11 protein-coding genes are annotated in these 17,214 nt (G+C 64.8%); 10 read left to right on the top strand and 1 reads right to left on the bottom strand.

Features of this window, described 5'->3' with window-relative positions; genetic code table 11:
- The first annotated feature begins 112 nt into the window (after positions 1-112).
- Positions 113-535, top strand: a complete 423-nt coding sequence (locus C8C89_RS24805) for a hypothetical protein (RefSeq protein WP_133993732.1) — start codon at positions 113-115, stop codon at positions 533-535.
- A gap of 13 nt (positions 536-548) precedes the next feature.
- Complete coding sequence (locus tag C8C89_RS24800; protein ID WP_208327814.1) at positions 549-1,049, top strand: glycine zipper family protein; 501 nt, start codon at positions 549-551, stop codon at positions 1,047-1,049.
- 17 nt (positions 1,050-1,066) lie between these two features.
- On the opposite strand, the gene C8C89_RS24795 is transcribed toward C8C89_RS24800, so the two are convergent.
- Positions 1,067-3,127 carry a TonB-dependent receptor gene (locus C8C89_RS24795; RefSeq protein ID WP_101484301.1) on the bottom strand — a complete coding sequence of 687 codons (2,061 nt, stop codon included), beginning with the start codon at positions 3,125-3,127 and terminating at the stop codon, positions 1,067-1,069.
- 278 nt (positions 3,128-3,405) lie between these two features.
- Between C8C89_RS24795 and C8C89_RS24790 the strand changes: the two genes are divergently transcribed.
- From C8C89_RS24790 to C8C89_RS24755, 8 genes are all read left to right on the top strand, one after another.
- A complete protein-coding gene (locus tag C8C89_RS24790; protein ID WP_133993730.1) occupies positions 3,406-3,831 on the top strand; it encodes a hypothetical protein in 426 nt (141 codons plus the stop codon).
- A gap of 157 nt (positions 3,832-3,988) precedes the next feature.
- A complete protein-coding gene (locus tag C8C89_RS24785) occupies positions 3,989-4,747 on the top strand; it encodes a 3-hydroxyacyl-CoA dehydrogenase (protein WP_071078915.1) in 759 nt (252 codons plus the stop codon).
- Between the two features lie 198 nt (positions 4,748-4,945).
- The gene (ggt, locus tag C8C89_RS24780) at positions 4,946-6,721 is read left to right on the top strand and encodes a gamma-glutamyltransferase (RefSeq protein WP_133993728.1); all 1,776 of its coding nucleotides are present in this window, start codon (positions 4,946-4,948) and stop codon (positions 6,719-6,721) included.
- Positions 6,722-6,864: 143 nt separating this feature from the next.
- Positions 6,865-8,034: a patatin-like phospholipase family protein gene (locus C8C89_RS24775; protein WP_101484304.1), complete on the top strand. Its 1,170-nt coding sequence runs from the start codon at positions 6,865-6,867 to the stop codon at positions 8,032-8,034.
- 87 nt (positions 8,035-8,121) lie between these two features.
- On the top strand, positions 8,122-12,321 hold the full coding sequence (locus C8C89_RS24770; protein ID WP_133993726.1) for a hybrid sensor histidine kinase/response regulator: 4,200 nt from the start codon (positions 8,122-8,124) through the stop codon (positions 12,319-12,321).
- An 85-nt stretch (positions 12,322-12,406) separates the two neighbouring features.
- Positions 12,407-13,117, top strand: coding sequence for a response regulator (locus C8C89_RS24765; RefSeq protein WP_101484305.1), 711 nt, complete (start codon positions 12,407-12,409; stop codon positions 13,115-13,117).
- 93 nt (positions 13,118-13,210) lie between these two features.
- Complete coding sequence (locus tag C8C89_RS24760; protein WP_133993724.1) at positions 13,211-14,830, top strand: AMP-binding protein; 1,620 nt, start codon at positions 13,211-13,213, stop codon at positions 14,828-14,830.
- Positions 14,827-17,214 (top strand): bifunctional salicylyl-CoA 5-hydroxylase/oxidoreductase, encoded by a 2,388-nt coding sequence (locus C8C89_RS24755; RefSeq protein ID WP_133993722.1) that lies wholly within the window; start codon positions 14,827-14,829, stop codon positions 17,212-17,214. Before C8C89_RS24760 ends, C8C89_RS24755 begins: the two co-directional genes overlap by 4 nt.

The raw sequence follows: 17,214 nt of genomic DNA, 5'->3' as shown, positions 1-17,214 counted from the left end.
CATATCCTCGCGTATCAAAGGTGAGCAATTGTTACGGCGCCTTTGCTTGTGCCCGCCCTCTGCCAATAATGGAGTGAGCTTTACAGTCTGGCATGGATGGCAGGAGGATGTCATGGATAGCAATAACACAGGCCGCTGGGCGTCGCTGGCGCTGGCAGCGGTAATGGGACTGGCGGTGGCGGGCGGCGCCTGGGCCGCGCCCGGCGGGCATGGTGGACATGCCGGCCATGGAGGGTTCCACGGCAGCCACGGCCATTTCCATGGCCGTTCGCACGTGGGCGTCTGGGTGGGCTCGCCCTGGTGGCATGGCTATGGGCCGGGCTGGTATGGCGACCCGTGGTATGGCTATCCTTATCCGTATGGGCGCACCTTGATCGTGCAGCCGCCGCCCGTAGTACCTCCTGTTTACATCGAGCAGGGCGGCGAGCCGACGGCGCAGATGTGGTATTACTGCGCGCGGCCACAGGGCTATTACCCCTACGTGAAAAATTGCGGTACGGCATGGCGTGCCGTGCTGCCGACCAGCGTGCGCTGACGGGGAGGCGAATATGAACACGAGAACGTTGATGGGGCGTGCCGGTCTGCTGGCGCCCTTCTTGCTGACCGCCTGCACGGTGCTGCCGCAGGGGCCGTCAGCCATGGTCTTGCCCGGTACTGGCAAGAGTTTCGAACAGTTCCGCGGCGATGACCTGCAATGCCGCGCTTATGCGCAAGACCAGCTGGGTGGTGCGTCGGCGCAGCAGGCCGGCGTCGACAGCGGCGTGCGCAGCGCGGCGCTGGGCACGGTGCTCGGTGCGGCGGCCGGTGCCGCCATCGATGGCGGCCATGGCGCCGGGGTAGGCGCCGGCACGGGCTTGCTGTTCGGCGCGCTGGCGGGCACGGGCGCTGCCGACAGTTCCTCGTATGGCATGCAGCGCCGCTACGATAATGCGTATCAGCAATGCATGTATGCGAGTGGCCACAAGGTACCTGTCGCCGGGCAGATGCTGAGCGGCGTGCCGGCAAATGCCGCAACGCCGCCGCCCGATACGCCGCCGCCCCGTTACTAGGCTTTAAAAACCAGGCCTTAAAAACGCGAGGTCAGGCCAAGGAACATACGGCGTCCGGGCACGTAGTAGTCGACCAGTCCATCGGCCATCGGTCCCTTCTTGAACAGGTTTTGCACGCCGCCGCGCACGGTCCACTGGGGCGTGACCTTGTACGACACGACTGTGTCGACGATGGTGTAGGCCTTGTCGGCCAGCTTGCCGGCATCGAGTTCCTTGCCCGTGTACTGGGCCGACACTTCGCCGAACAGCTGGTCGTTGACTTGCCAGCCCAGCGCCGAGTACCACGACAGCTTCGGCGTGGACAGCAGGTTGGCGCCCGTGGTCAGGTTTTTCGCTTCCGCCATGTAGGTCACGTTGTTGCGCCAGTTCAGATTTTTCGTCAGAGGGATGGTGGCCGTCGCTTCCAGGCCGCTGGTGCGCGCCTTCTGGATATTCGTCATCTTGGTCCACCAGCGCTGCTGGTAAAAGCCCAGCGGCGCATAGTCGATCTTGTTCTTGAAATCCGTGTGGAAGTAGGTCAGGCCCACGTCCCAGCCATTCTGTTCCCACGCCACGCCGATCTCGCCGGCCGTGCTCGTTTCCGGCTTCAAGTCGGCATTGCCAGCCATGTAGCAGGAGCCTCTGATGTAGCCCAGCGGTTTGAGACTGCCGCAACCGCGTCCGCCAGAGTTGGTTGCCGCCGCCGGCGAGTTTTCCTTCAGGCTTGGGGCGCGGAAGCCTTGCGAGACGCCGCCCTTGATGGTCCAGGCGGGGGCAGGGTGGTATACCAGGTACAGGCGCGGGCTGTAGTGGTTGCCGAACTTGCTGTGGTGGTCGAGGCGCAGGCCGGCTGTGACCGTCAGGTTGTCGCGCAGGAACAGCTGATCTTCCGCAAACAGGGCCGAGGTGGTACCCGACAGGGTCGCGCCGCTCACAGTGTTGCCCAGGTAATCGGTGGGCACGGTGCCTATGGTGTCCGTGTTCGTCAGCTCCTGGTGCTTCCACTGTCCGCCCATCACCAGCATTTGCTCGATGCCGCCCCAACCGAGCCGTTTTTCCAGGCTGGCATCGAGCGTGCTATCTTTGGATTTCGCTACCGAGCCGACGACTTCGTTATCGAAGTCGTTGTGATACAGGTTGACCATCGTCTTGCCGAAGTCCCAGCGGCCTTCGTACCCGACGCTGACGCTCTTGCGTATCAATTTGTTGGCGCCCCAGCTGTAGACCAGCGGATCGCCATTCTCATCATGCGCGCTCGAATCTCTGGCTTCCTGCCTGCCATAGCTGGCATCCAGCGACAGGTTCTGTTTCTTGCCTAGCGCCCAGGTCAGCTGGCCCGAGACAGTCTGGTTGCGTTCGCCGCCCATGGCGCCAGCTTTGTCGAAGAATTTTTCATCGGGATTCTGACGCGACTGGCTTACGCCCAGGCGCATGCCGACCGTGTCCGACAGGGGGCCTGCCAGGTTCACGCCCAGCTGGTGCGCCGTGCCGCGGTCGCTGTCCTGGGGCTGCGTGTAGTTGGCCGTGGCCGAACCGTTCCACTTGCCCGGCACCTTGCGCGTGATGATGTTGATCACGCCGCCCATGGCGTCCGAGCCGTACAGCGAGGACATCGGGCCGCGTACCACTTCGATGCGCTCGATCATGTCGGGCGAGATCCAGTTCAAGTCCTGGCGGCCCAGGTCGGGACGGTAGGCCGTGTCGGCCGAGCTGCCCATGCGCTTGCCGTCGACCAGGATCAAGGTGTATTTGTCGGGCAAGCCGCGCAGCTTGATCTTCGACGCCTCGCCTTCGGGGCTGGTGCCGCCCGTCACGCCGGGGATGCGGCGCAGCAGGGTGTTGAGGTCGTAGACGGGCTGGCGCTCGATTTCCTCGCGCGTGATGACGCTGATGCTGGCCGGCGCATCCTTGATGTCGATGGCCGTGCCCGACGCGGTGACGACCACCGTGTTCATGGTGGGATCGGCGGCCACATTGCCTTCGGCCCAGGCGTTGCTGACGGCCAGCGAGAGCAGGCAGGGCAGGAGCAGGGCGGCGGAATGCATGGAGCGGGCGGGAGCGGAAACGGGTCTTGCGAAGACGGGACTACGCTTGGTCATGGTGAACTTTCCGGATGTTGTTATTTCCTGGCTGCCTTCCGGGTGGCTCGGGTATAAATGAATAAAAAATAATAAAATGCGCTCGAATTCAGTTAATGAGAATAAGAATCGTTCTTATTGTAATGCCATCCTGGCAAGAAGGAAAGTGCTGAAAGGAAATAAAACACCGTTGCAGCGTGCGCATGGCAGGTGCAAACGTGAGAGTGTTATCTTGACTGGCATCTGGCGCGGCGTGTGCCAATAATGAAAGTAGTGCGATGGTTACTGGGGGAGGCGGCATGAAGACGATGACAAAAACGATATCGGCACTGGCCTGTACCATGCTGCTCGCCGGCGGCCATGCCTGGGCACAGGAGAAGGCGGCGTCCGAGTCCTTGCCCATGTGCCAGCTCGACCCGCGCAACAGCAGCAAGCTGGCGGTGGAACCTTGTCGTCCTGCGCCGCCCGTGCAGCCGCGACGTTCTGTGGCGCAAGTAATCGGCCGCATGCCCGTGCAGCGCACAGCGCCGCCCGTCGTGCGCATGCCGCCCTTGCCGCCCAGCCCGGCCGTGCCCATGCCCGGCGCGCCGCAGCCCATCGGTGCCTGCGACACAGGCGGTTGCCGCGACGCGGCCGGCGCGCGCTACAACGGCGCGGGCAATGCCACGCTCGATGCCAATGGCCGTATCTGCCACCGCAATGGTGCTTTCATACAGTGTTTTTAGCCCTGCCATTCGTTGCCGCTGCAAGTTTTCGCTGAGCGCGCGCAAAAAGTGGCTACAATTGTCGCCGACATTACGTTTACGTAAACGTAATGATGGCATCATGCACCATGCAACCATCGGGCGCCGGGAACACGGCCCTTATCACTCAGGAGATTTCATGCAGATTCAGGACAATGTATTCATCATCACGGGCGGCGCATCGGGTTTGGGCGCGGCCACGGCGCGCATGCTGACGGCCGCTGGCGGCAAGGTCGTGCTGGCCGACGTGCAGACGGAAGCGGGCCAGGCGCTGGCCGCTGAACTGAACGGCGTGTTCGTGCAGTGCGACGTGACGTCGGAAGAAGATGGCATGGCCGTGGTGGCAGCGGCAGGCAAGCTGGGCACATTGCGCGGCTTGGTCAACTGCGCCGGCGTGGCGCCGGCCGTGAAAACCGTGGGCAAGGATGGCCCGCATCCGCTGGCCCTGTTCCAGAAAGTCGTCAATATCAACCTGGTGGGCACCTTCAATATGTGCCGCCTGGCGGCCGATGCCATGGCCAAACAGGATGCGACCGCTGAAGGCGAGCGCGGCATCATCATCAACACGGCTTCCGTGGCGGCCTACGATGGCCAGATCGGCCAGGCTGCATACGCTTCCTCGAAGGCGGCCGTGGTAGGCCTGACCCTGCCGATGGCGCGCGACCTGTCGCGCAACGGCATCCGCGTGATGACGGTGGCGCCCGGCATTTTCGAGACGCCGATGCTGCTGGGCATGCCGGCCGAGGTGCAGGATGCGCTGGGCAAGATGGTGCCCTTCCCATCGCGCCTGGGCAAGCCCGGCGAGTACGCGCAACTGGTGAAAGCCATCGTGGAAAACGTCATGCTCAATGGCGAAACTATCCGCCTCGACGGCGCCATCCGTATGCAGCCAAAGTAAGCGCACCTGGGCAATGCCCAGGGCGCTGTTGCATGGCCTCGCCGTACTATTCGTACTATCTTCGGCCACGCGCCTAGCCCTGAACATCGCCAGGCACTCTAACGAAGGCAGTGCCTTGACGGGCATTTGATGTAGGATACCCCCGTATGGGGCGTACAGCCTTGCTCGGCTGTGCGCCCTTTTTTTATCGGAGAATCCATGATCACATTGAAGCCGCTGGCGCTGAGCCTGACCTTGCTGGGAGCGCTCGCTGCCAGTCCCGTATTTGCCGAGGTGCCGCAAAAGGCGCCGGAAATCGCCACTGCGTATGCGGAAAAATCGGGCTGGGCGGCGCAGAAATTCATGGTCGCCGCCGCCAATCCGCTGGCCGCCGATGCCGGCTACCAGATGCTGAAAAAGGGCGGCAGCGCCATCGACGCGGCCATCGCCACGCAGCTGGTGCTCACCCTGGTCGAACCGCAGTCGTCGGGCATCGGCGGCGGCGCTTTCCTGCTGTACTCGACCGCCAAGGGCGTGCAGGCCTTCGACGGACGCGAAACGGCGCCTGCCGCCGCCGATGAACACCTGTTCCAGAATCCCGACGGCAGTCCCGTTTCGCGCGCCACGGGCGTGGTGGGCGGGCGTTCCGTGGGCGCGCCGGGCGTGCTGCGCATGCTGGAACTGGCGCACAAGGAGCATGGCAAGCTGCCGTGGGCGACCCTGTTCGGCCCCGCCATCAAGCTGGCGCACGGCGGCTTTCCCGTCAGCCAGCGCCTCCACGGCCTATTGAGCTGGGACCAGGCCCTGAAGCGCGACCCTGTCGCCGCCGCGTATTTCTATGACCAGGACGGCAAGCCCTGGTCCGTCGGCCACGTGCTGAAAAACCCGCAGCTGGCGCGTACCTTGCGCGAGATTGCCCGTGGCGGCGCCGACGCCTTTTACCAGGGCCGCATCGCGCGCGACATCGCCGCCAAGGTGGCGTCGCATCCGACCAATCCGGGCAAGCTGACGGCGACCGACATCGCCGGCTATCAGGCCAAAGTGCGCGAGCCCGTCTGCAGCGACTACAAGGCATGGACCGTGTGCGGCATGCCGCCGCCATCGTCGGGCGGCATCGCCATCGCGCAGATGCTGGGCATGCTGGAAGTGAAGGATATCCGCCCGTATGCGCCCGTCGATGGCGTGCTCGATGCGCAAGCGATTCACCTTTTCTCGGAAGCGGGGCGCCTGGCTTACGCTGACCGTAACCGCTACGTGGCCGACACGGACTTCGTGCCGCTGCCGGGCAACGGCATTAGCTCCATGCTCGATAAAACCTATTTGGCGCAGCGCGCTTCGCTGATCGGCGAGAAATCCATGGGCCGCGCCTTGCCCGGCACGCCGCCCGGCATGCAGGTGGCGTGGGGCATGGACAATGCCTTGCAGCGCCCGTCGACGTCGCACCTGGTGGCTGTGGATGCCTTCGGCGGCGGCCTGTCGATGACCACCAGCGTGGAAGACGCCTTTGGTTCGCGCCAGATGGTCGACGGCTTTTTGCTGAATAACCAGCTGACGGATTTCTCCTTCGATTCGCGCGATGCGGATGGCCCTATCGCCAACAGAGTCGAAGCGGGCAAGCGTCCGCGCAGCGCCATGTCGCCCACCCTCGTGTTTGAAAAAGGGACGCACAAGCTGGTGCTGGCGACGGGATCGCCCGGTGGCTCGTCCATCATCAATTATGTCGCCAAGGTGCTGGTGGGTACCATGGACTGGGGCTTGAACGTGCAGCAAGCGATCAGCCTGCCGAACTTCGGCAGCCGCAATGGCCCGACGGAACTGGAAAAGGGCCGCGCGCCGGCTGCCCAGGTCGAGGCGCTGCAAGCCATGGGCCACGAGGTGCGCGTCATCGAACAGAATTCCGGCCTGCAGGGCATCATGCGCCTGAATGCGCATGGCAAGGATTTCTGGTTCGGCGGCGCTGATCCGCGCCGTGAAGGCATGGTCAGGGGAGATTGATTTTTTGATTGTTATTGTTGTTGAGCCCAAAGGCAAAAGCCGGGGGCAGTTCCTGCGGAAGCGGAATGCGGGGCCGTATTCCCCCAGCGGGGCTGACCCCGAAACTTTTCCACAAAGTATCAAGACCCTGCTAATCTGCCGCCATGGGAATGCAAAATAAAACAGGCTTGATACTCACGGGAGGGGGCGCCCGTGCCGCCTACCAGGTGGGCGTGCTGCAGGCAATTTCGGCAATATTGTGGGAAGCGGGCTGGGCGCCGGCGCGCAATCCGTTCGACATCATTTGCGGCACCTCGGCCGGCGCCATCAACGCCACGGCGCTGGCTTGCCGGGCCGACAATTTCGGCGAAGGCGTGCAAAAGCTGCTCGACGTGTGGCAGCATATCCAGGTCGAGCAGGTCTACCGCGCCGATTCGCTGGGCGTGATCCGCTCCGGCGCGCGCTGGCTGTCGCTGCTGTCGTTTGGCTGGCTGCTGCGCCAGTGGCATGCGTCGCCGCCCAATTCCCTGCTCGACAATACCCCGCTGGTCAGCCTGCTGCACCGCATGCTCGACTTGCCGCGCCTGGACGCGGCGCTGGCCGATGGCTTGCTGCATGCGCTGGCCGTGACGGCGTCGTCGTATTCGGGTAGCCGCCACATGACGTTTTACCAGACGGCCGCCGAGATCGCGCCCTGGGTGCGCACGCAGCGCCTGGCCTTGCAAGACCAGATCGGCGTGGAACACTTGCTCGCCTCGGCCGCCATACCTTTTATTTTCCCCGCCGTGCCCCTGTACGTGGGCGGCCAGCGCGAGTACTGCGGCGATGGATCGATGCGCCAGCTGGCGCCGATTTCCCCGGCCATCCACCTGGGCGCGAACAAGGTGCTGGTGGTGGGGGCGGGGCGCATGACGGAACCGGCACCCGCCGCGTCCGAAGCGGCGCGCTACCCCAGCCTGGCGCAGATTGCCGGCCATGCGCTGTCGTCGATCTTCCTCGATGGCCTGGCCGTCGACATCGAACGCCTGAATCGCATCAACCTGACCCTGTCGATGCTGCCGCCCGAGTTGCTGGGCAAGACGGCCTTGCGGCCGGTGGAATTGCTGGTCATCGCGCCGTCCGAGCGGCTCGACGCCATCGCCAGCCGGCATATCGGCAGTTTGCCGCGTCCCATCCGCACCATGTTGTCGGGCATCGGCGCGGCAGAAGCGCGCGGCGCGGCATTGGCATCGTATTTATTGTTCGAATCGACATATACTAACGAGTTGATCCGTCTTGGACAGCGCGATACGCAAGCCCGCAAGGATGATGTCCTGGCGTTCTTTGGTTCTTGAGACGGCCCTTGGAGCGGCGTGCGGGTTTTTCGCGTTTTTTTTGACAGGACGATTGTGCTGGTATTTCGACGTGCTTGCGAAGTGGTATTGCTGTTGTCTTTGCTGCTGCCGGGCGGCCCGACCGTGGCGGCGCCTGCGCCCACCCTGCGTTTCGACCAGCTCAGCGTTGAACAGGGCCTGGCGCAGGAATCGGTGCTGGCTATCGCCCAGGACCGGCAGGGCTATATGTGGTTTGGCAGCCAGTCCGGCCTGAGCCGCTACGATGGCTACCGCATGGTCGTCTACAAGAATATCGAAGGCGACAAGACCAGCCTTGCCGACAACTGGGTCGGCGAACTGCATGTCGATAGCCAGGGCCAGCTGTGGGTCGGCACCGACAATGGCCTGGACCGTTTCGACGCCGCCAGCCAGACCTTCATCCATTACGTCCCGGCCGAAAAGAGCAAGCGCGGCAACGGCAACCGGCATATTCACGCCATTCTCGACGATGGCGCGCGCGGCTTCTGGATCGCCACCTCGGACGGCTTGCAGCATTTCGATCCCGCCACGGGCGTCTTCCGTACCTGGCACCATGAAGAAGGCAATCCGCACAGCCTGGGCGACAATGAAATCAAGGCGCTGGCGCTGGACGCGCAGCAGCGCCTGTGGATAGGCACGGTAACAGGCCTGGACATGCTGGCGCCGGGCAGCGAGCGCTTCGAGCATTTCGCCGTCGACACGGCGCCCGGCTCGAAGTACAACGTGATCCAGTCGCTGCTGGTCGACCGCCAGCAGAACCTGTGGATCGGCACCATGGCCGGCGCCGAGCGCTGGCGCCTGGGAGGCGCCGGCCAGGCGCCGCAGTCACGTCTGCGCCTGAATGAAAAACAGGGCTTTTCCGCCATCCGCGTGGCCAGCCTGTACCAGGATATTGACGCCACCGTCTGGCTGGGCAGCAATGCCGATGGCCTGTTCCGCTGGCTGCCCGGGAGCGATACCTTCCTGCAGTACCGCCACCAGACGGGCGACAAGTTCAGCGTCGCCGACAACCAGCTGTCATCGCTGTACCGCGACCGAGCCGGCACCTTCTGGGTCGGCTCCTGGTACAACGGCGTGAGCCGGGTCGACCTGGGCAGCGGCGGCTTTTCGCGCATGGCGCGGGCGCCCGGCGATGTGGGCGCGCTGGCGGACAAGAAAGTGCGCGCCGTGGCCGACGCGGGCAATGGCAAGCTGTGGCTGGCCACCAAGGGCGGCTTGAAACTGTACGACACGCGCGACGGCAGCTCGCGGCTGTTCGACCTGCGCAGTTCCCCCGGCATGTCGCGCGACGAGCAGGTCACCACCCTGTACAAGGCGCCGGGCGGCACCCTGTGGGTGGGCGGCTCGACGGGCTTGCACCGCTTCGATCCCGCACTGGGGCGTTTTTTTACCATGCGCTTTGCCGCAGGTGATCCGAACAGCGACACCATCCGCAATGTCATGAGCGACCGCAGCGGCATGCTGTGGGTTTCGACGCGGGGCGGCGTGCACCGCTTCGACCCCGTCAGCCGGGCTTTTACCACTTACCGCCACGATCCGGCCGATCCGAACAGCCTGTCCGACAACATGGTGCGGCCCGTGCTGGAAGACGGCAAGGGACGGCTGTGGATAGGCTCTTTCCACGGCCTGGACTTGCTCGACCGCGCCAGCGGCCACTTTCGCCATTTCCGTCACGATCCGCAAAACCCGCATAGCCTCAGCCACGACGAGGTACACTACCTGCATGAGGACAAGCGCGGCGTGCTGTGGGTGGGCACGGCCAATGGCCTGAACCGCATGGATGTCAACGCGAAAGGCGAAATCCGCTTTCGCCGCTTCTTGCGCAAGGATGGCATGGCAGACGATGCCGTCGCCAGCATCCTGGGCGACGATAACGAGCAGCTGTGGCTGAGCACGAATAGCGGCATCACGCGGCTCGACATGCGCAGTGGCCTGTTCCGCAATTACGACAGCGCCGACGGCACTGTGGAAGGCTCGTATTTCGATGGCGCGGCCCTGCGCGCGTCGGACGGGACCATGTATTTCGGCGGTTTTAACGGCATGACGGCATTCGTACCGCAGGATATCCACGACAACCGCGTGCCACCGTTGGTGGCCATCACGGAGCTGCAGATTTTTAACAAGCCAGTGGCCATCGGCCGCGGCGAGTTCGCGCACGTACTCAAGACGGCGATCGACCTTACGCGCCAGCTGGTGCTGACCAACCGCGAAAGCGTCTTTTCGCTGGAATTTGCGGCCCTGCATTTCGCTGCGCCCCAGCGCAATATGTTCGCCTACCGGCTCGAAGGATTCGACCAGGACTGGGTCATGACGGATGCGGGGCGGCGCTTTGCCACCTACACCAACCTCGATGCGGGAAATTACGTGTTTCGCGTCAAGGCGGCCAACAAGGATGGCGTGTGGAACGAGAGCGGCGCCACGCTGGCCATCACTATCCTGCCGCCGTTCTGGAAAACCTGGTGGTTCCGTACCCTGTTGGCGGCGCTGCTGCTGGGCGCCGTGTATGGCGCCTACCGGCAGCGCGTGCGCGCCCTGCGGCGCCAGCAGAACGAGCTGGAAAAACTGGTCGGCGAACGCACTTCCGAGTTACAGAGCAAGGAAATCGAAGTGCTGGCCCAGTCGGAAAAGCTGGCGCAAGTCAACAGCAGCCTGACGAAAAACGAGGAAAGCCTGCGCCAGGCCAAGCGCAAGGCCGAGGATGCGACGCGCCAGAAGTCGGAATTTTTGGCCAATATGAGCCACGAGATGCGCACGCCGCTGGCCGGCGTGATCGGCATGCTGGGCTTTGCCCTGCGCGACGAGCAGCTGCACGATGCCACGCGGGAGCAGATCCTGCGCGGCCAGGCCAACGCCCAGTCGCTGCTGGTGATCATCAATGACTTGCTCGATTTTTCCAAGATCGAGGCGGGCAAGCTGAGTATCGAAAATATCGACTTCGCGCTCGGTGCAGCGATCGAGACGGTCGTCAGTCTGTTCGAGGAGCAGGCGGCCGCGCGCAGCATCGGTTTTGCCATCGATTTTGCGCCCGACCTGCCGCCCTTCGTGGTGGGGGACCCGACCCGCTTGCGCCAGGTGCTGGTCAACCTGGTCGGCAATGCCTTCAAGTTCACCCAGCGCGGCGGCGTCAGCGTGTGCGTCGAACGAGCCGGCGTGGCAAGCGGCAGGGGCGGACGCCGTGTCAATCTGATCCGTTTTACCGTCAGCGACAGTGGCATCGGCATCGATGCGGACGCGATGGCGCGCCTGTTCCAGAAGTTCGAGCAGGCCGACGCCAGCACCACGCGGCGCTACGGCGGCACGGGGCTGGGCCTGGCGATCTGCCGCCAGCTGGTCGAACTGATGGAGGGCGAGATCGAGGTGGCCAGCACGCCGGGGCAGGGCAGTACCTTTGCCTTCACCCTGCCGCTGGCCGATGGCGTGGCGCCGCCGCTGGTGCCGCAGGTGGCGTTGGCGCCGCACAGTCACCAGTTGCGCGTGCTGTGCGCGGAAGACTTCCCCACCAATCAGATCATCATCCGCGTCATGCTCGAAGAGCTGGGGCACAGGGTCGACGTGGTCGCCAACGGCGTGCTGGCGGTGGCGGCGTGCGTGCATACGCGCTATGACCTGATCCTGATGGACGGGCGCATGCCGGAGATGGACGGCGCCACGGCGACGCGTTTGATCCGTGTGGGCGGCTGGCCGGACCAGCCCGTGCGCGACCAGGAACTGATGATCGTGGCCCTGACGGCGAATGCCAGCGAAGAGGACCGCAGTCGCTATCTTGGCGTCGGCATGGATGATTTCCTCAGCAAACCCGTGGACGAGGCGGCGCTGCATGGCTTGCTGGCGCGCGCCATCGAGCGCCAGCTGCAGCGCGGTTTCATGTTGCCGCGCATGCCGTCGAACGCGCCGCGCGGCGTCGCGCGGGGGCAGGCCGAACTCGATGCCCTGTTCGGCATCGCGCCGGCAGTTCCTGTCGCGGCGCCTTCCCCATCCATCCGCAGCGGCGAACTGCAACGGCGCATCCGCGTTGCCTTCGTTGCCGACCTGGAGGGACGCCTGCGTGAACTTGACGCCGCCCTGGCAGCGCAGGACAAGGACAACGCCGGGCGCCTGTTGCATGGTTTGAAGGGCAGCGCCGCCTATCTCGATGAAACGCAGCTGCACATACTGTGCACGGAAATGGAAGAGGCGGCGGACGGCGGCCGCTGGACGCAGGTGGCCTTGCATTTGCCGCAATTGCGCGCACTGTTGGCGCAAATAGCCGTTTCGGGCAAGGAGATGTAAAATAGGCAATGCCGGCCATCGAGCGCGCGGTGAAACTAGGAAGTAGACGGCCAGGCCCCTGACGCTGCCGGCAATGGAGAAAGCAATGAAAGTACTGGTGGTTGACGATGATGTCGTGTCGCGCATGGTATTGATGCACCTGATCGACAGCTGCGGCGTGCACGATATCGTGGAAGCCGAGGATGGCGCGGCAGCGTGGGAGCAGCTCGAAGGCGGCTTGCGTCCGTCGCTGTGCTTCTGCGATTTGCGCATGCCGCGCCTGTCCGGCATGGAGCTGCTGCAGAAAATCCGCTCCGACAGCGCGCTCGATGCCATGCCCCTGGTGCTCGTGTCGTCGGCCAATGACCAGGACACGGTGCGTGACGCAGTGCAGGCCGGTGCTGCCGGCTACATCGTCAAGCCCTTCCAGCCGGAGCAGGTGCGCCAGCATATCGACGCCTGCTTCGACGTCTCCGCATTGCCGGCCGAGGCGCCGCGCGACACCTTGCAGCGGCTGGGTATCGACAGCGAACGCCTGCTGGCGTATCTGACGGGCTTTCAGGGACAGATCGACGCCGCCAGCGAACAGGTCGACGCCTTGCTGGCGCGCGGCGAGCCGGCCCAGGCGCGCCAGCAGCTCGAACGGCTGCACCTCGGTTGCCGCACCCTCGGTCTACATGGCGCGGAGGCCGGCATGATGGCCCTGCTGCAGGCAGCGGTGCTCGATAGCGGCCAGATACAGGCGGCCCTGGCCGCGCTGGCGCGCAGCGTGGCGCAGCAGGCGCGCCGGCTGCGGAAACAGGACGACCCTGACTGAATCTGCTGTTTTCTGCTTGCCGGGAAAATACTTTAGGTTTAAAGTATCTGCTTCCGGGCCTTGTGCACGCGCCCGTCACCAGCCAGGATGAGCATGAGCAGCGACCCTTCGCCTAGCACCGCATCTCCCCAGGACGACTTTGCGCGCACGCACCTGCCGCCGCGCGCACTCTGGCCGCAACTGTGCCTGGCCTTGCCAGAGCTGCAGTATCCGGCGCGTCTCAATTGCGTCGCCGCGCTGCTCGATGCGGCCGTTGCCAGCGGTGGCGGCGAGCGCACCGCCATCCTTGCCGACGGCCAGCGCTGGACTTACGCACAGCTGGCGCGCCAGGTCGACCGCATTGCCCACGTGCTGCGGACGGACCTGCGCCTGATCCCCGGCAACCGCGTGCTGCTGCGCGGCGCAAATACACCCATGATGGCAGCCTGCCTGCTGGCCGTGCTGAAGGCCGGATGCATCGCCGTGCCCACCATGCCGCTGCTGCGCGCGCGTGAACTGTCCACCATCATCGCCAAGGCGGAAGTGAACGCCGTGCTGTGCGCGCAGGGCTTGCGCGGGGAACTCGATGGATTGCCCGGCTTGCCGGCCATGCTGTGCTTTGGCGCGGATAACGCCGAACTGGAACAGCGCATGGCCGCCCACGATGTACCCTTTGCCGCATTCGACACCGCGGCCGACGACGTCTGCCTGATCAGCTTTACCTCGGGCACGACGGGTGTGCCCAAAGGCACCATGCACATGCACCGCGACCTGCTGGCCATCTGCGACTGCTTTCCCCGCTCCATGCTGCAGGTGTGCGCCGACGATATCTTCATCGGCACGCCGCCGCTGGCCTTCACCTTTGGCCTGGGCGGCTTGCTGCTGTTTCCCCTGCGCTTTGGCGCGGCCACCGTGCTGCTGGAAAAACTCACGCCCGAGGGCCTGCTGCGTGCTATCGGCGCATACCAGGCCACGATCTGCTTCACGGCGCCCACCTTTTACCGCCAGATGGCGCCCCTGGCCGCGCAGCACGACGTGCGCAGCCTGCGCCTGTCCGTGTCGGCCGGCGAGGCGCTGCCGCTGGCCACGCGCGACGCCTGGCAAGCGGCCACGGGGCTGGCCATGACGGACGGCATCGGCGCCACCGAGATGCTGCACATCTTCATTTCCGCCACGGGCGAGGGCATACGCCGCGGCGCCATCGGCAAGGCCATCCCCGGCTACCAGGCGTGCATCGTCGATGACGCCGGCGTGCCGCAGCCGCCCGGCGTGACGGGCCGCCTGGCCGTGAAAGGCCCCACCGGTTGCCGCTACCTGTCCGACCCGCGCCAGCGCGAGTATGTGCAGAACGGCTGGAACCTGACGGGCGACACTTTCGAGATGGATGGCGACGGTTACTTCTATTACCGCTCGCGTAGCGACGACATGATCGTATCGGCCGGATACAACATCGCCGGCCCGGAAGTGGAGGAAGCGCTGCTGCGTCATCCGGCCGTGGCCGAATGCGGCGTGGTCGGGCGCGCCGATGCCGAGCGTGGCCAGATCGTCGAGGCGCATGTGGTGCTGAAGGACGGCTTCCAACCCAGCGACGCGCTGGCAGCGGAACTGCAGGACTTCGTGCGCCAGCAGATCGCTCCTTATAAATATCCGCGCGCCATCCGCTTCCTGCCTTCCCTGCCGCGCACGGAAACGGGCAAGCTGCAGCGCTTCAAACTTCGCACGGACACTCCATGAATATCGTCTGCATCGGCGGCGGCCCCGCCGGCCTGTATTTCAGCCTGCTCATGAAAAAGCAGAACCCGGAGCACTGCATCACGGTCATCGAGCGCAACCGCCCTTACGACACGTTTGGCTGGGGCGTGGTGTTTTCCGACCAGACCCTGGGCAATCTGGCCAGCGCGGACGAGCCGACGGCGCGCGCCATCCTGCAGGCGTTTAACCACTGGGACGATATCGAGATCCACTTCAAGGGCGAGACCGTGCGTTCGGGGGGACATGGCTTTTGCGGCATCGGCCGCAAGCGCCTGCTCAATATCCTGCAGGCGCGCTGCGAGGAACTCGGCGTGCAGCTGGTGTTCGAGACGGAAGCGCAGGATGACCAGGCCATCGCGCGCCAGTACGGCGCCGACCTGGTGATCGCCAGCGACGGCTTGAACAGCCGTATCCGCACGCGCTATGCGGCCAGCTACAAGCCCGAGATCGACCAGCGCCATTGCCGCTTCGTCTGGCTGGGCACGCGGAAAAAATTCGAGGCCTTCACGTTTGCCTTCCGCCAGACGCCATATGGCTGGTTCCAGGCGCATATCTACCAATATGACGGCGATACGTCGACCTTCATTGTCGAAACGCCCGAGCACGTGTGGCGTGCGGCGGGGTTGAACAGCATGAGCCAGGAAGAGGGCATCGCCTTTTGTGAGGCGCTGTTCGCCGAGGAACTCGATGGCCAAGGTTTACTGAGCAATTCGCCGCACTTGCGCGGCTCGGCGCAGTGGATCACCTTTCCCCGCATCGTCTGCCGGCAATGGGTGCATCACCAGGATGGCGTACCCGTCGTGCTGATGGGCGACGCGGCCCACACGGCGCATTACTCGATTGGCTCCGGCACCAAGCTGGCGCTGGAAGACGCCATCGAGCTGGCGCGCTGCTTTGGTCAGCATGCGGATAGTGCTGCTGGTACTGATGCCGCGCTGGCCGCCTACCAGCAGCTGCGCGCCATCGAGGTGCTGAAAATCCAGAGCGCGGCGCGCAATTCCATGGAATGGTTTGAAAACGTCGAGCGCTACAGCGCCATGGAGGCGCCGCAGTTCGCCTATTCCATGCTCACGCGCAGCCAGCGCATTTCGCATGAAAACCTGCGCCTGCGCGATCCACAATACGTGGCCGATTATGAACGCTGGCTGGCGCGGCGCGCGGGCGAACAGGCCGGCGTGGCGCTGCCGGACGTAGCCATGCCGCCCATGCTCACGCCGTTCAGGCTGCGCGGCGTGCTGCTGAAAAACCGCATCGTCGTCTCGCCGATGGCGCAGTACAGCGCCGTCGATGGCGTGGCGGGCGACTACCATCTGATGCACCTGGGCGCGCGCGCCATGGGCGGCGCGGGACTGGTTTTTGCCGAAATGACTTGCGTGTCGTCCGACGCGCGCATCACGCCCGCCTGTCCCGGCATGTACAGCGAAGCGCATACGCAGGCCTGGCGGCGCATCGTCGATTTCGTGCATACCGGCAGCGATGCGAAGATCGCCTTGCAGCTGGGCCACGCGGGGCCGAAAGGCTCGACGCGGCCCATGTGGGACGGTATCGACCTGCCCTTGAGGGAAGATAACTGGCCGCTGCTGGCGGCATCCGAACAGCAATACCTGGCCGGCGTGTCACAAACGGCGCGCGCGGCCACGGAAAGCGACCTGGCGCGCATCGAGCAGGACTTCGTGCGCGCTACGCTGGCGGCCGCCGTCGCCGGTTTCGACTGGCTGGAACTGCATTGCGCGCATGGATACTTGCTGTCGAGTTTTATCTCGCCGCTGACGAACCGTCGCACGGACGAGTATGGCGGCAGCCTGGAAAACCGCTGCCGTTATCCGCTGCGGGTATTCCGCGCCATGCGCGCCGCCTGGCCGCAGGACAAGCCGATGAGCGTGCGCATCTCGGCCCACGACTGGGTCGAAGGTGGCATCACGCCCGACGATGCTGTGCTCATCGCGCGCCTGTTCAAGCAGGCCGGCGCCGACCTGATCGACTGCTCTTCAGGCCAGGTCAGCAAGCTCGAACAGCCCGTGTACGGGCGCATGTTCCAGGCGCCGTTCGCCGACCGCGTGCGCAACGAGGCGGGCATCGCCAGCATGGCCGTTGGCTCCATCTTCGAAGCTGACCATGCCAACAGCATCATCGCCGCCGGGCGCGCCGACCTGTGCGCCGTGGGCCGGCCGCACCTGGCCAACCCGGCCTGGACCCTGACGGAGACGGCGCGCATCGGCTACAGCGGCGACGGTGCAGCGTGGCCGAAACAGTACCGGCCGGCGCAGCTGCAGCTGGAGCGTAATCTGCAGCGCGAGCGCCAGCTGGCCGCCGCCAACACGGGCCTGACCCCGCAACAGGTGGCCGCGCGGCTGCTGGAAGGATGA

Origin of the sequence: Janthinobacterium sp. 75, assembly GCF_004365495.1 — a bacterium.
Classification (GTDB): Bacteria; Pseudomonadota; Gammaproteobacteria; order Burkholderiales; family Burkholderiaceae_D; genus Janthinobacterium.
The sequence above is the reverse complement of the archived record's forward strand: the minus strand, read 5'-3'. Positions and strand labels throughout refer to the sequence as shown.

Coding starts and splice junctions, on each gene's coding strand:
- C8C89_RS24760 (WP_133993724.1), top strand. CDS start 13,211: ATGAGCAGCGACCCTTCGCCTAGCACCGCATCTCCCCAGGACGACTTT.
- ggt (WP_133993728.1), top strand. CDS start 4,946: ATGATCACATTGAAGCCGCTGGCGCTGAGCCTGACCTTGCTGGGAGCG.
- C8C89_RS24795 (WP_101484301.1), bottom strand. CDS start 3,127: ATGACCAAGCGTAGTCCCGTCTTCGCAAGACCCGTTTCCGCTCCCGCC.
- C8C89_RS24800 (WP_208327814.1), top strand. CDS start 549: ATGAACACGAGAACGTTGATGGGGCGTGCCGGTCTGCTGGCGCCCTTC.
- C8C89_RS24785 (WP_071078915.1), top strand. CDS start 3,989: ATGCAGATTCAGGACAATGTATTCATCATCACGGGCGGCGCATCGGGT.
- C8C89_RS24765 (WP_101484305.1), top strand. CDS start 12,407: ATGAAAGTACTGGTGGTTGACGATGATGTCGTGTCGCGCATGGTATTG.
- C8C89_RS24775 (WP_101484304.1), top strand. CDS start 6,865: ATGGGAATGCAAAATAAAACAGGCTTGATACTCACGGGAGGGGGCGCC.
- C8C89_RS24805 (WP_133993732.1), top strand. CDS start 113: ATGGATAGCAATAACACAGGCCGCTGGGCGTCGCTGGCGCTGGCAGCG.
- C8C89_RS24755 (WP_133993722.1), top strand. CDS start 14,827: ATGAATATCGTCTGCATCGGCGGCGGCCCCGCCGGCCTGTATTTCAGC.
- C8C89_RS24790 (WP_133993730.1), top strand. CDS start 3,406: ATGAAGACGATGACAAAAACGATATCGGCACTGGCCTGTACCATGCTG.